This window comes from Halomonas cibimaris (genome assembly GCF_039537045.1).
Classification (GTDB): Bacteria; Pseudomonadota; Gammaproteobacteria; order Pseudomonadales; family Halomonadaceae; genus Vreelandella; species Vreelandella cibimaris.
The window spans coordinates 129,344-142,696 of record NZ_BAAAZT010000030.1 but is presented as its reverse complement, the minus strand read 5'-3'; the positions used below and the strand labels follow the sequence as shown (position 1 = coordinate 142,696).

11 protein-coding genes are annotated in these 13,353 nt (G+C 62.2%); 3 read left to right on the top strand and 8 right to left on the bottom strand.

Going from position 1 to position 13,353, the window contains the following annotated elements; translation table 11 throughout:
- Positions 1-135 precede the first annotated feature (135 nt).
- Positions 136-1,617 (bottom strand): glutamate--tRNA ligase, encoded by a 1,482-nt coding sequence (gene gltX / locus ABD654_RS04610; protein ID WP_344702724.1) that lies wholly within the window; start codon positions 1,615-1,617, stop codon positions 136-138.
- A 221-nt stretch (positions 1,618-1,838) separates the two neighbouring features.
- On the opposite strand from gltX, the gene ABD654_RS04605 reads away from it, so the two are divergent.
- Positions 1,839-2,375 (top strand): helix-turn-helix domain-containing protein, encoded by a 537-nt coding sequence (locus ABD654_RS04605; RefSeq protein ID WP_344702722.1) that lies wholly within the window; start codon positions 1,839-1,841, stop codon positions 2,373-2,375.
- On the opposite strand, the gene ABD654_RS04600 is transcribed toward ABD654_RS04605, so the two are convergent.
- From ABD654_RS04600 to ABD654_RS04590, 3 genes are read right to left on the bottom strand one after another with little or no spacing between them, the layout of a single operon-like run.
- A complete protein-coding gene (locus ABD654_RS04600) occupies positions 2,360-2,959 on the bottom strand; it encodes a hypothetical protein (RefSeq protein WP_344702720.1) in 600 nt (199 codons plus the stop codon). The two genes, ABD654_RS04605 and ABD654_RS04600, sit on opposite strands and share 16 nt — an antisense overlap.
- A gap of 12 nt (positions 2,960-2,971) precedes the next feature.
- On the bottom strand, positions 2,972-4,126 hold the full coding sequence (locus ABD654_RS04595; protein ID WP_425552720.1) for a L,D-transpeptidase family protein: 1,155 nt from the start codon (positions 4,124-4,126) through the stop codon (positions 2,972-2,974).
- A 44-nt stretch (positions 4,127-4,170) separates the two neighbouring features.
- Positions 4,171-5,004 (bottom strand): redoxin family protein, encoded by an 834-nt coding sequence (locus tag ABD654_RS04590; protein WP_344702718.1) that lies wholly within the window; start codon positions 5,002-5,004, stop codon positions 4,171-4,173.
- Between the two features lie 218 nt (positions 5,005-5,222).
- On the opposite strand from ABD654_RS04590, the gene dusA reads away from it, so the two are divergent.
- Positions 5,223-6,239 carry a tRNA dihydrouridine(20/20a) synthase DusA gene (gene dusA / locus ABD654_RS04585; protein ID WP_344702716.1) on the top strand — a complete coding sequence of 339 codons (1,017 nt, stop codon included), beginning with the start codon at positions 5,223-5,225 and terminating at the stop codon, positions 6,237-6,239.
- Here the strand turns inward: dusA and ABD654_RS04580 are convergent.
- Positions 6,217-7,260, bottom strand: coding sequence for a succinylglutamate desuccinylase/aspartoacylase family protein (locus ABD654_RS04580; RefSeq protein WP_344702712.1), 1,044 nt, complete (start codon positions 7,258-7,260; stop codon positions 6,217-6,219). The genes dusA and ABD654_RS04580 overlap by 23 nt on opposite strands.
- A 90-nt stretch (positions 7,261-7,350) precedes the next feature.
- Between ABD654_RS04580 and ABD654_RS04575 the strand changes: the two genes are divergently transcribed.
- A complete protein-coding gene (locus ABD654_RS04575) occupies positions 7,351-7,986 on the top strand; it encodes a TetR family transcriptional regulator (protein WP_344702709.1) in 636 nt (211 codons plus the stop codon).
- A gap of 11 nt (positions 7,987-7,997) precedes the next feature.
- Here the strand turns inward: ABD654_RS04575 and ABD654_RS04570 are convergent, their stop codons facing one another.
- The 3 genes from ABD654_RS04570 to ABD654_RS04560 all read right to left on the bottom strand — a co-directional run bounded on the left by ABD654_RS04570 (position 7,998) and on the right by ABD654_RS04560 (position 13,317).
- Positions 7,998-8,651: a hypothetical protein gene (locus tag ABD654_RS04570; RefSeq protein ID WP_344702707.1), complete on the bottom strand. Its 654-nt coding sequence runs from the start codon at positions 8,649-8,651 to the stop codon at positions 7,998-8,000.
- 224 nt (positions 8,652-8,875) lie between these two features.
- Positions 8,876-12,055 (bottom strand): efflux RND transporter permease subunit, encoded by a 3,180-nt coding sequence (locus tag ABD654_RS04565; RefSeq protein ID WP_344702705.1) that lies wholly within the window; start codon positions 12,053-12,055, stop codon positions 8,876-8,878.
- Positions 12,055-13,317, bottom strand: a complete 1,263-nt coding sequence (locus ABD654_RS04560; protein ID WP_344702703.1) for an efflux RND transporter periplasmic adaptor subunit — start codon at positions 13,315-13,317, stop codon at positions 12,055-12,057. The genes ABD654_RS04565 and ABD654_RS04560 overlap by 1 nt, the downstream gene beginning before the upstream one ends.
- Positions 13,318-13,353 lie beyond the last annotated feature (36 nt).

The following is a 13,353-nucleotide window of genomic DNA, read 5'->3' as shown; positions in this document are numbered from 1 at the left end:
CATGTCTCGAAGACGAAGCGTATAATACGTATGCTTTTTGGCCACGTCAACAAAAAAGCGCCGCTATTTTTGCGGCGCCTGCTGCTCTATGCCTCTATAAAGAGACCTCCATAAAAGGCCCGGCCTGATGCTCTGTCAGCCAAGGTCGCGGTACGCCTTTTCCAGACGCTTGGCCTGCTTTTTCGACACGCCGCCCAGCACACTGATGGCGTGACGCAGCCGCGCGCGGGTCATGTCGGAGCCCAGAATCGCCATGGCGTCCATAACCGAAGTGCTCGCACTAGAGCCTGTGATCGCAATAAACACCGGTGCCAGAAATTCTTTCATTTTGAGGTCGAAATGGCCGGCCAGATATTTCACCTCTTCAAGCAGCGCTTCCTTGTGCCAGGCGGGCAGTGTTTCCAAACGCCACACCAGAAACTGCAGCAGCTTGACCAGCGTCTCGCGCTCAAGCTTGACGCCGTCGAACGCAGCTTCAGTGATCGCCGGCAGGCCGGAGAAGAAATGCCCGGCCAAGGGCGCTACCTGAGACAGCGTCTCTACGCGCGGACGCACCTGGGGCAAAATCTGCTTGACGTAGGCCTCGTTGAACGCCCAGTCGCGCAGCGCCTGCAAAAAGGCGTCGTCGTCCAGATCCTCGCGAATATATACGCCGTTAAGCCAGGTCAGCTTCTCCCGATCAAACACCGGCCCGCCAAGCGACACCCGGTAAATGTCGAAGACTTCGATCATTTCTGCCAGCGTAAACTTTTCCCGTTCGTCAGGCATCGACCAGCCCATGCGGCCCAGATAGTTGGTGACCGCCTGAGGCAAAAAGCCCATGCGACGGTAATAGTTGATCGACGTTGGGTTTTTGCGCTTGGAGAGCTTGGACTTGTCCGGGTTGCGCAAAAGCGGCATGTGGCACAGCACCGGCATATCCCAGCCCAGATATTCGTACAGTAGCTGGTGCTTGGGCGCTGAATTGATCCACTCTTCGCCGCGCAGCACGTGGGTAATAGCCATCAAATGATCATCAACCACGTTGGCCAGATGATAGGTGGGCATGCCGTCGGATTTCAGCAGAATCTGAGCGTCGACCTGTGCCCAGTCCACCTCGATACGCCCGCGCAGCATATCGTCAACCACGCATACGCCCTCCTTGGGCACCTGCATACGTACCACAAAGGGCCAGCCCTCGTCGGCGCGGCGCTGCTGCTCGTCAGCATCAAGCGCCAGATCATCGGGCTTAAGCGCCAGGTGCATGCCGGCGGCCTTGCGCGCCTCGCGCAGCTCATTGAGCTCCTCCGCGGTGCGATAGCACTTGAAAGCGTGCCCGGCATCCAGCAGCTGCTGGGTATATTCGGCGTAGATATCGCCGCGCTCGCTCTGCCGATAAGGACCGTACGCCCCGCCGACATCAGGGCCTTCGTCCCACTCGATACCCAGCCAGCGCAGCGAATCGAGAATCATCTGCTCGGACTCCGCGGTTGAACGCACACGGTCGGTATCTTCGATGCGCAAGATGAACTCACCGCCGTGCTGGCGCGCAAAACACAGGTTAAACAGCGCCACATAGGCGGTGCCAACGTGGGGGTCGCCCGTGGGCGACGGCGCAATACGGGTACGTACGGTCATGGTGAAATCCTTAGTGTCACAAAGGGGTGAGCGTCGTAGACAAAAACGTGGCGCCATTATACGCACCGCGGCCGCAACCAACAGTGGCGCAGTTCGCAGCCGAGCATAAAAGGATAACGCCTCGTCAGCGGGTATGGGCTTTATCAGGATGCGCGTTAGGGCACAATCGCCTACCATGTCGTTGCTACACACGACCGTCAGGCTCATCAACAGGACGACGTATGGAACCTCTAGGCGCTCGCATCAAGCAATTAAGGCTTACGGCCAGGCTCAGCAAGGCCGCTCTTGCCCGTCGCGTGGGTGTCTCCGACGTGACAGTTTCCTACTGGGAGTCCGGGGCCATTCGACAAATCGGTCACGCACGCCTGGTGGCCCTGGCCGAGGCTCTGAGCTGCCCGCTGTCGATGCTGCTTGAAGGGAAAAACGGCGCGTCGCTCGCAGTGCTGACCCATACCGGCCCGCTGCCCTGGGAGCAGCACTGGGTAACCCCCACGCATACAGACGGCATACCGTTGGATGTACCCTGGAGCGGGCCGGCTTTTATGGCAACCCCGGCTGCCGATACTTGTTTCGCGCCGCTGGCTCAGAAAGATTTGGCGCTGTTCGGCCCGGCCGCCGCCTTTCGGCATGCCGGCCACTATCTGGTGCGCCGGGATGACCGCGTTGACCTGGCGCATTACCGCCAGCCGCCGCCAACGCACACGCCGCTCTGTGCGGTGCTGCTGGCACACTGGCAGCGCGCCTACTCTTGGGAATAGCGCACACCGATTTCACGCTGGCTACGCTTGGGCATGCTCCCAATCGAGAAGTCTCGCGTATAGGTAATGATACGCCCCAGCCCGTGGGGCGCATCGCGCACCAGCTCGCCTTCCAGCCACTCGCCGTCATCGCCGATGCGACGACGCACCGTCAGCGGCTGCACGCTGGCCTCTGACAGCTGCACTCGCACGCTGTAGCTACCGTCCGGTACGCCGCTGCCAAACCCCAGCGGACCGGCCTGAAACTGCCTGCTGCGAACCTGCGCGCGTTCCTGCCAGCGAGCCCCGCTGGCCTCTCGCTCAATAACCACCACCAGCTGTGCCTCGTCGGGCAGGTTTGTATGCCCGGCCACCATCAGCCGACGATCCGGGCGCATGGTCACCTCCGCGCGCAGCGTAGCCGTCAGCGGCTGCACGTCCTGCGGCGGCGGCGCAGGCTCTGCCTGTACCACCGACTCGTCGGCCGTGGGCGAAGTATCGGGCGCTGCGTCCTCGCTGCCACCACAGGCCGACAGTACCGCGGTCAGCAACAGTACCGTGGTCAGCATCCGTAAAGGCCAGATGCGTATACGCCGCATGAGCATGGCTGCCTCCGTTTACGCGTCCCCGCGCTGTTCAGGTGTCTTATATGACGTTTCAACTGACTGCCGCCAGCTGCGAAACGCATCAAACCAGTGACGCGGCTGCTTTCGGGGCTCGATCACCGCCTCGGGCAGCGGTGCCAAGGGCGTAGGCTGCCAGCTGCCGGCGTCAAGCGTTGCCGCCAGGCGCGTATAGTCCAACACGGCCTGCTCTGTGCCGGGGGTTTTTTCCAGCGCACCGATGAACGCGTCCATGCCTGCCTTTTGCTCCTCCAGCGGATAAGACTGCACATAAAGACGCTTGCCGTCGCGGCCAATCTTGACCGGCATATCAATGATATTGACCCGCTCGCCTACCCCCACGCGCGTAAAGAGCGACTGCACCGTCTCGGGGCGCAGGCGAATACAGCCGTGGCTCACACGCATGCCCACGCCGTCCGGGCGGTTGGTGCCGTGGATCAAGTAGCCGGGCAAATCCAGCAGGATCGCCCGCGTGCCCAGCGGATTATCCGGTCCCGGTGGCACCACCGAGGGCAGCGAATCGCCTTTTTCGGCCGCCTCCTGGCGGATGGAATCAGGAGGATACCAGGCCGGATCTTTCAGCTTCATGGTTGTTTTGGTGACGCCCAGCGGCGTGGTGTAGCCCTCGCGGCCGATGCCGATGGGATAGGTCTCGACAATCGGTGTCTCGCTCTGAGCGGCGTCAGGAAAATAGTACAGCCGCAGCTCCGCCAGATTGATGACCAGCCCTTCCCGGCGGACAGGAGGCAGTATATAGCGCGCGGGGATCGTCACCTGGCTACCCGGCTTGGGCACCCAAAGGCTGGTATCCGGATTTGCCCGGCGAATTTCTTCGTAGCCCACTTGGTGCTCAGCGGCGATATCGAGCAGCGTCTCGTCTTTTTTTACCGTGACGCGATACGCCTCGCCCACCATATTGCCGTTTTCCGGCAGGGCATAATGGCCTTTCGGCAGCGCCTCTTCAGGCTGCGCCTTGGCCATGGCCGCCGCGGACACGGTAAAAAGTACCGCGCCCAGCGCAAGCACGCGGAAACGCCAAGCGGCGCTGAAAAAACAATGAGAACGCATGATCAATATCGTCTTGCCGTGGTTGTAAAACCTGCCAGCGCTGCAGGTCAGCGCCGCCAGATGCTGTTCAGAACGTTTCATGGCATCAGTGTATCAGTGCTGCACACCCCGCGCGCGCCCGCAGATCACCGGCTTTGCCCGTCCGCCGCGGCGCGACGCAGCGCACGGCGCAGCGTCGCCCGGGACAGCTGGCCCAAGTGGCTGTCTACCAGCGCACCGTCGGCACTATAGAACAGCGTGGTCGGCAGTGCGGCCGAGCCGGCTATTTCGCCGACGGCGCCGCTGCGATCCAGCAGGACATTATCCAGCGCCAGCGCCTGATGGTCGAGAAAATCGCGCACCGTAGGCGCCGCCTCGCCCTGGTTGGCAAACACGAACAGCACATCCGTACGCTGCTGCTGGGCACGTTCCAGCATCGGCATTTCCTTGCGACACGGCGGGCACCAGGTGGCCCAGAGATTCACCACCATCGGCTTGCCTCCGGATTGGCGCTGCAGTTCAGGCAAACGAATTGAAGTGCCGTCCAGCGCTTCCAGCCGCGCTTTGGGCGGCCGGCTGGCCTGGTTTTCCATCAGACGCATGGCGCCGCCGGTCAGCCCCCAGGCAAGCAGCCCGGCAAACGCGGCCATGAACAGCGGCCGGCGCAGCGCGCGACGCCGCCAGCCCAGATACATGCCCCAAATCCCTATGGCCAACACCCCGGCCACAGGATCAAACCCGCCGTCACGAACGTCAACCCACGCCAGCGGATCAAGCCCATAGCTGTCGAAATAACGCCCGACAAACACCAGCCGCGCGGCCACCACGCCCACCAGCGCCAGATTGATAATCGTATCGCTGATGGCAACGTCCCGTCGCCCGGCGGAAACTTTCCCGGCGATCAGCGCCACCAGAAAGGCCAGCACAATCAGTGCCTGCCCCACGGAAACGGCCAGCGGCCCCAGCGTCAGCGATAACATTTATCCCCCTCTCAACGGCGATATAACCAGAATACAAGGCCGGTCATGCTAGCCACCCCAAATTAAGCGTGGGTTACCCGGAAAAAGACCTCGCCTAAAAACGACAGCGCCGGCCCAGGAGCACTATGGCTTTGTGCCGTTGACGCTTTATTGCGTAGAATAGCCGCCCGCCCCTTTTTGACGCCCTTTCGCGCACGCCTAGATACATGCTCATGCCCATGACCACCGAGTACCCCGCCAATGCCGCCCGCCGCTTTTCTGTGGCGCCGATGATGGACTGGACGACCCGGGACTACCGCGCCCTGGCGCGTACGCTGACCCGCCGCGCGCTTTTGTACACCGAGATGGTCACCACCGGGGCGATTTTGTACGGCGCGCCCCGGGAGCGCTTTCTGGGCTACGACGCTGTGGAGCACCCGCTGGCGCTGCAGCTGGGCGGAAGCGACGCCGGCGAGCTTGCCGAGTGCGCGGCGATTGCCGAGGCCTGGGGCTACGACGAGGTCAATTTAAACGTCGGCTGCCCAAGCGACCGGGTGCAAAACAACCTGATCGGCGCCTGCCTGATGGCCTACCCCGAAAAAGTGGCCGCCGCGGTAAAAGCCATGCAAGCAGCGGTGTCCATTCCGGTAACGGTGAAATGTCGCATCGGCGTTGACGACCAGGACGAGGAGGAAGACCTGGAGCGGTTTATCACCACCGTAGCCGATGCCGGCGGCGAAATATTCACGGTTCATGCGCGCAAGGCCTGGCTTGCGGGGCTCTCGCCCAAGCAAAACCGCGACGTGCCGCCGCTCAACTACGCCCGAGTGCACCGCCTTAAGCTGCGCCATCCGACGCTGCATATCGGCCTCAACGGCGGGCTGAAAACCCTCGACGCCTGCGCCGGCGAGCTGGAGCGCGTCGATAGCGTCATGGTCGGCCGCGAAGCCTACCAGAATCCCTGGCTTCTGGCCGACGTGGATCGGCGGCTGTACGGGGCCGCCAACCCGGCGACCACTCGCATGGACGCGGCGCGGGCGTTTCGCTCCTATATCGCCAGGCGGCTGGACGAAGGCGCAAAGCTCAACCACGTCACACGCCATACGCTGGGACTTTTTCAGGGCTGCCCCGGCGGGCGCCAGTTCCGCCGGCATTTGTCGGAAAACGCCCACCGCGAAGGCGCCGGCCTGAGCGTTTACGACGACGCGCTGGGGCAGATCAAAACAAAGCGAGTTAAAACGCCGGCGGCGGTGTAAACGTCGACTGAAACGTTTCTATGGCGGTTTCCGCCTCCTCAATGGCATCAAAGCGGGCAATGTGAAACAGCGCCTCGCCTTCGTTGACCAGCGGCAAGCGGCTTGTGCCGATCACAATACCGTCGGCAACCGCTCTCACCTCCCCTTCGTCATTGCCGAAGGGATCCGCCACCCGGCCCAGCAGATCACCTCGGGCCACGCGCGCGCCAAGACGCACGCGCGGGCGCAGAATGCCGTCAATGGGCGCACGAGCCCAGCCCGAACCGTTGGCGATTTCGGCCGGTGCAGGGCGACGACGGCGATGTTCTCCGGTCAGCATGCCCAGCCGGCGCATAACGCGCAGAACACCGCTAACCCCCGGGCCAATGGCCCACTCGTCAAAGCGCAGCGCCTCCCCGGCTTCATAGGTCAACACCGGGATATGTCGGTGCTGGGCGTAGTGGCGCAGGCTACCGTCGCGCAGCTCAGCATTGAGCACCACCGGCGCGCCAAAGGCATCGGCCATGCGTTCGGTGTCACTGCCCGGCGTCAGCCGCGCACGGATCTGCGGAAAATTGGTGCGATGCAGCGCCCCGGTGTGCAAATCAATGATGTGGGTGGCGTGATCGACGATCTGCTGGCGAAACAGCGCAGCAATACGCCCGCCGAGCGAGCCCGCTTCGCTGCCGGGAAAGCAGCGGTTAAGGTCGCGCCGGTCGGGCAGGTAGCGCGTTTGCTGTAAAAAGCCGAAAACGTTGACCACCGGCACGGCAATCAGCGTACCGCGCAAAGCGGCAATGGATTTCACGTGCAGCAGCCGGCGGACGATTTCCACGCCGTTGATTTCATCGCCGTGAATCCCCCCGCACACCAGCAGCACCGGGCCGCTTCTGCGCCCGTGTACCACCTCCACCGGAATATGCAGCGGCGTATGGGTATAAAGCCGTGCCACCGGCACGTCGATTTGCCGGCGCGTGCCGGGTGCGACGCTTTCCTGACCCAGATGAAAAGGCGCACGCGCCGGCGAAGAGGGGCTTGTCATGGTTGGCGCCATCCATACACTTTTGAATGTAAAACAGCCGGCAATCGGGTAAACTACGGCGGCTGTCTTTATTGCTCAGGTTGCTTACTCATGGCCCGAAAAACCAAAGCCGAAGCGGCCGCCACGCGGGAAGCGCTGCTGGATGCGGCCGAAGACATGTTCATGGCGCACGGCGTTGCCCGCACTTCGCTTGACCAGATTGCCCGTCACGCAGGCATGACCCGGGGGGCCGTATACTGGCACTTCAAGAACAAGGCCGACCTGTTCCATGCCATGCTCCAGCGCGTGCGGCTGCCGTTTGAAGAACTCGTAGACAAGCTCGATGATACAACCGTCGACCAGCAGCCGCTGGAAGCGGTGCGGCTGGCCTGCCTGAGCGGCTTTATCCATCTGGAACAGCCCCGCTACCGGCGCGTACACGCCATTTTGCTGCACCACTGCGAGACCTTTGGCGATATTGACCCGCTCACCATGCAAAACGAGATGGCCGCAGAAACCTGCGGTGCGCTGAGCAAGTACTTTCATATGGCCGAGACGCTCAACCAGCTGCGGCCGTGCCTGGCTGCGGACATTGCCGCCCAGCTGATGCAGGCCATGCTGGCCGGGCTGTTTCACGACTGGCTGCGCAACCACGAACGCTACTCCATCTATCGTGAAGGCGCGCGCCTGGTCGAAACACAGCTTGCGCTCATGCAGCACGCCCCTGCCCCGCCGGCCACCGGCTAGCACACAGCGTGCTAGCGCGCCTTGCGCCTAAGCAGCAGGCGCTTGGCATGAACCCGCGCGCTGCAGTAGGCACTTTGGGACACGCTGCGATAGGCGTTTTCCCCGGGGAGAAACTTCACCAGCACGCGATGCTCGCCTGCATTTGCGGCCGCATCACTTTGCGGCTTGCCGTGCAGGCGCACCTCACAGCCCGGGTCACTGAGCAAAACGGCGCCGGCCCAGCCATCGGCATCCGGCTCATCGATGACTTTTACAACCTCTCCCAGCAGCGTACGACGCTGACCGTGGAACCAGCGATGAACCCTGTGGCACAGGCGCGCGGCCAGCGGTGATACCAGCGCAAAGGCGCCCCACAGCACGGCGATGCCCACGGGTATGCGAAAAAGTCCCAGCGACAGCCGGCTAAGCAGCAAAAATTCCACGGCCAGCGTCACCAGTCCGGCCAGCAGAATCAGCACGCTAAGCGCAAAAGTGGCCGGCACCCCGCCAAATCCCAGCGATACCAGCGTGCTGGCAGTATGTTCGTATCCCAGGCTGTCGCGCTCAAACAGCTCAAGCGGTGCCAACCGCACAGCGACGAGCAGCCAATAAAGCCCCAATACCACCACCAGCAAGGTGAACAGCACCATCGGAAAGCTGATAAACAGTGCGCTACCCCCTTCCATTCCTTACCCCCTCTTTCCATCGCTTGGCGGATCCCCATCGCCTGGCCGCTTTCTCAGCACTCGGCTGTCCCTGCCGCGACAGGCCCCGTCAGCATAGGCCGCGAATCGGCGATACACCTTAGCCTGCTTTATTCCACTCATACCATAAAAAGCACCGGCCATATAGCCGGTGCTCTTTCTTGCTGCAACACCCGGTCCGTTTACGCCGGGTAGCCCTTCAGCCGTTACGCTGACGCATTGCCGTTTTGTTCCGCGTGGTCGTGCGACTGGGCGCCGCGTTTGCGGTGCATCCAGTCGGCCACTCTGGCAATCATGGCGTAAAAGGTCGGTACAAAGCAGCTTGACACAATGGCAACCGTTGCCATGCCCACCGACACCGTAGTGCCGATATGGTGGCTGCTGGTATCACTTGCCCCGGTCGCCAGCGCCAGCGGCAGCGTACCCAGAATAAACGCGAAGGACGTCATGACGATGGGGCGAAAACGCAGCTCAGCGGCGATGATCGCGGCTTCGCGAATGGATTTGCCCAGCTCCTTGCGCTGCAGCTCGGCGAATTCCACGATCAAGATCGCGTTTTTCGCCGCCAGGCCAACCACCACCAGCATGCCGATTTCCACGTACACGCTGCTGTCCAGCCCGCGCAGGGCAATGCCGCCGATGCCGCCAAACAGGGCAAAGGGCGTCGCGGTCAGCACCGCCAGCGGCAGCGACCAGCTCTCGTACTGGGCCGCCAGGATCAAAAACACCATGAGCATGCCAAAGACGATGGCAAGAGCCGCCGCGCTGCCCTGGGTCGATTCCTGATAGGCCGTACCGGTCCAGCCCATGCCCCAGCCGTCGCCCAGCGTTTCCTGAACGATCTGTTCCATGGTGTCGATGGCCTGCGTGGAGCTGTAGCCCTCTGCCGGCTGGCCCTGGAACTGCGCGCCCAGGTACACGCCAAAGCGTGACACCACTGACGGTTTGACCTGACGCTTCAGCGTTACAAACTCGGCCAGCGGAATACGCTCACCGTTGCCGCCGCGCACGTAGACGTTGTTGATATCGTCCGGTGTCTTGCGAAACTCGTCTTCGTTTTGCAGATACACCTGGAAGTTACGGTTCTGGTAGCTGAAATAGTTGACAAACCCATTGCCGAACGTATTCGACAGCGTGGAGTGCAGCGCCGGCAGCGATACCCCGTAGCTCAGCGCTTTTTGCTGGTCGATCTCGGCGCGATAGCCCGGCACGTTAACGCTAAAGGTAGTAAAGACCTGGCTTAGCCCCGGATGCTGGTTGGCCGCCTGCATCACCTTCATTGAAGCTTCATAAAGCTCCTTGGACGACGCACCGCCAAACGATTGGAGATAGCCGGTAAAGCCCCCGGTCGTCGACAGCCCGATAATCGGCGGCACGTTAAACGCCCTGGCCGTGCCGCCTTCTACCTCGGCGCCCAGCTGCATGATTTTGCCGACCAGCTGCTCTGCCGTCAGGTCACGCTCGGCCCAGTCCACCATGTTGATAAACATGATGCCGCGTGCGGTGTTGACCGCGCTTGAGAGCATGTCGTAGCCGGCTACCGCCGAGGAATATTCCACGCCGGGAATCGCCTCGATACGCTCGGAAAGCCGTGACATATAGTCCCGGGTGCGCGCCAGCGACGCCGAATCCGGCAGCGAGACGCTGGCCAGCACGATGCCCTGGTCGGTCTCCGGCACCAGCGAGGCGGGCGTGCTTTCATACAGCCACCAGGTAGCACCGCCGACGAGCACCGTCAGCAGCAGCGCCAGCCCCCAAAAGCGCACCAGTACCTTGACCACTGCCATGTACACCGCGGTAATGCCGGCAAAGAGCCGATCAAAAAGCCGCAGCGGCGTGTGCAGCGCGCGATTTAGCTTGGACTCTTCACCGTCTGATTTGCGCTTGATGAAAATCGCCGACAGCGCCGGGGTAAACGTCAGCGCCATCAGCGCCGAGAACATCACCGAAATGGCCACGGTCAACGCGAACTGCTGATAGATCTGCCCGGTAAAGCCGCCAAGGAAAGCCACCGGCACAAACACCGCCGCCATGATCAGCGAAGTGGCAATGATGGGCCCGCCGACTTCCTGCATCGCGCGCACGGTGGCCTGACGCACGGTCAGGTCCTCCTCGCCAAGCACCCGCTCGACGTTTTCCACCACGAGTATGGCGTCGTCCACCACGATGCCGATCGAGAGCACCAGCGCAAACAGCGTCAGCAGGTTGATGGAAAAGCCGAAAATATAAAAACCGGCAAAGGTCGCAAGCACCGAAACCGGCACCACCGACATGGCGATCACCGTAAAGCGCCAGTTCTGCAGGAAAATAAACAGAATCACGCCAACGATGAGGAAGGCTTCGATAAAGGTGTGCACCACGGTTTCCACCGAGGCATCGATAAACAGCGTTGTATCGTAGGGCACCACGTAGTCAAGCCCTTCGGGGAAGCGCTTTTTGAGCTCCTCCATGGTGCTTTTGACCGCCCCTGAGGTTTCCAGGGCGTTGGCACCGGGCTGCTGGTTGATGATAATCGGCGCCATCGTGCCGCCGTTAAGGCGCGCCTCGACGCCGTAAAACGACGCTCCCAGCTCAATACGCGCCACATCGTCAAGGGTCAGCGATGAGCCGTCAGGGTTGGTGCGCAGGGCGATGTTGCGAAAATCATCTACATTGTTCAGTCGCCCGCCGGCGGTAATGGTGTAGGTGAACGCCCGCGGCTCGCTCTGCGGCGTGGCCGCCAGGCTGCCCGCCGGCACCTCGGTATTCTGGGCGCGAATGGCCGAGGCGACTTCCGCCGGCGTCAGATCATACTGCGCCAGCTTGTTGGGGTTCATCCATACGCGCATGGCGAACTCGCCGCCGCCCAGCACTTCGGCCTCGCCCACGCCGGGCACCTGGCGAAGCTCGTCGAGGATATTCAGCGTTGCGTAGTTTTGCAGATAGACCCGGTCGTAGTCGCCCTGGGGGGAAATCAGCGAGACCAGCATCAGAATCGAGCTTGAGCGCAGCTCTACGGTAACGCCCTGATCCTGCACCGCTTCAGGCAGCTGCGACAGCGCCCCCTGCACGCGGTTGTTGACGTTGATGGTGTTGATATCACCGTCGGTGCCGATGTCAAAGGCGATCGACAGGCTCATTGAGCCGTTGTCCGCACTGGTCGAGGTCATGTAGAGCATGTCCTCGACGCCGTTGATCGACTCGGCCAGCGGCGCGGCGACGGTTTGCGCTACCGTTTCGGCGTCGGCGCCGGGAAACTGCGCGCTGACCGATACCGTGGGCGGCACAATGCTTGGGTACTGCTCGATCGGCAGCACCCGCATGCTCATTATGCCGACAACGGTGAGAATAATGGCGATGACCGTGGCAAAAATCGGCCGCTTGATGAAAAAGTTGGAAAAATTCATTACGACGCGTCCTCGCCACCCGACGCGGCCTCTGACGATGTGCCATCGGTGCTGGCACCGTTACCCTGTGCCTGCTGGCCCTGGGCCTGCTGCTGCGCTTTTGACGCTTGCATCAGCGCCGCTGCATCGCCGTCAAACGGCTGGGGCTTGATCGGCGTACCCGGCGTGATGCCGGCCGGATCGCCGACGATCACGCGATCACCGGCCTCCACGCCGCCGTTTAACACCTGCCAGGGGCCGGCCAGCTCGCCCAGCTCAACGGTGCGCGCCCGAGCGGCGTTATCGTCGTCGAGCACGAAGACCTGCGGGCCCATCAGGCCCTGGGTCAGGGCAATTTCCGGCACCGCCAGTACGTCAAAGCGCTTTAGCCCTTCCAGGTATACGCGCACGTACTGGCCGGGCAGCACCCGGGCGTCAGGGTTGGCAAAGTTGGCGTTGGCCTGCACGGTGCTGGTGGCCTCGTCGACGGTAGCGCCGAGAAAGTCCAGCTTGCCGGTCAGCGCACTGGCGCTGCCGGGCAGTTCAAGGCGCGCACCGATATCTTCAATCACCATGCCGTCTTGTAGCTGGCGGCGCAGCTCAAAGGCGTCGCGCTGGGGCAGCTGAAAGCGCACCTCCAGCGGATCAAGCGGGGTGATGGTGGCAAGTTCAGTACCCGGGTTGACCAGGTTGCCAACGTTGATCCGGCTCAGGCTGATCATGCCGGATACCGGTGCCTGAACGTCTGCGTAGTCCAAATCGATCTGCGCGCTTTCCAGCGCCGCGGACGCCTGGGCTACGCTTGCCTGGGCAACGCGCCGGTCGGCCAGGGCCTGATCGTACTGCTGGCGGCTTACCGAATTCTGGCTGAGCAGGCGTTCAAAGCGCTCGGCGTCGCGCTGGGCGCGTGCAAGCGTGGCCCGGGCGCTTTGCAGGTCTGCCTCGCGCTGGTTGACCGCTGCCTGATAGCGGTCCGGCTCGATCTGGTACAGCGTTGCGCCTTTTTCTACCATTTCGCCGGGCTCAAAGAGCTTGTCTTCCAGCGTGCCGCTGACCCGGGCCACCAGCGTAACGGCATCGTCACTGCGCAGAAGCGACGGATAGGATTTATCCAGCGCGATGTCTTGACGCTCAAGCGTTGTGACTTCCACCGGCCGGGGTTGCTGCTGGCTGCCCTGCTGCTGGCCATTTTCCGACGGCTCTTCACTACCGCAGGCGGCCAGCAATACGCTGGCCGCCACGGCGAGTGCCGTACGGCCCACGCTACTCAACGATGTTTTCATGATGTCCTTGTATCCGTTAACGCCCTGACAGAATGG